Annotated in this window: 1 protein-coding gene; it reads left to right on the top strand. The window is 51.7% G+C overall.

From position 1 onward, the window contains the following. On the top strand, positions 1 to 601 hold a 601-nt coding region (locus DVK07_RS20595), incomplete at its 5' end, for an IS6 family transposase (RefSeq protein ID WP_121598591.1). Between the last annotated feature and the right edge of the window lie 12 nt (positions 602 to 613).

Raw genomic sequence — 613 nt, 5'->3', positions numbered from 1 at the left:
CGAGTGGATCGACTTGGAGTTTGTGGAGCGAGAGCGGACACCCCGCGAGATCATTGAAAAGGGTATTCGCCACCATCTTGCTGGACTATCACTTTCGAATACAGTTATTCTTCTTGAGGAATTGGGTGTCGATCGAAGTCGTGTGGCTGTTCACAACTGGGTACAGAAAGCCGATCTACAGCCAGCTGACGGTGAGAGCCCGGATCGCGTTGCGGTTGATCAGAAAGCGATCCGGATCAACGACGAGCAGTACTGGCTGTACGCTGCTGTCGATCCACAGACGAACAGAATCCTTCACTCACGGCTGTTTCCGACGTATACGATCCCGATCGCACGAGAATTTCTCACTGAATTAGCTGAGAAACACGATGTCGAAGACGCGCTGTTTCTCGTCGACGACGCAGACGATCTGATCGGTGGGCTTCGTCGCGAAAACTACAGCTACCGCGTCGAACAACACGGCTTCAGAAATTCTGTCGAACGTATTTTTAGAGAAGTAGAACGACGAACCTCTTCGTTTTCAAACTGTTTCAGCCACGTCGATCCACCGACCGCGGAAACGTGGTTACAAGCCCACGCCGTCTGGTGGAATCATGCTTAAGTTAACACGACG

It is taken from the genome of Halorubrum sp. Atlit-26R, assembly GCF_003666015.1.
GTDB lineage: Archaea > Halobacteriota > Halobacteria > Halobacteriales > Haloferacaceae > Halorubrum.
Note: the sequence above shows the minus strand (reverse complement) of the source record. Positions and strands in the feature narration are given on the sequence as shown.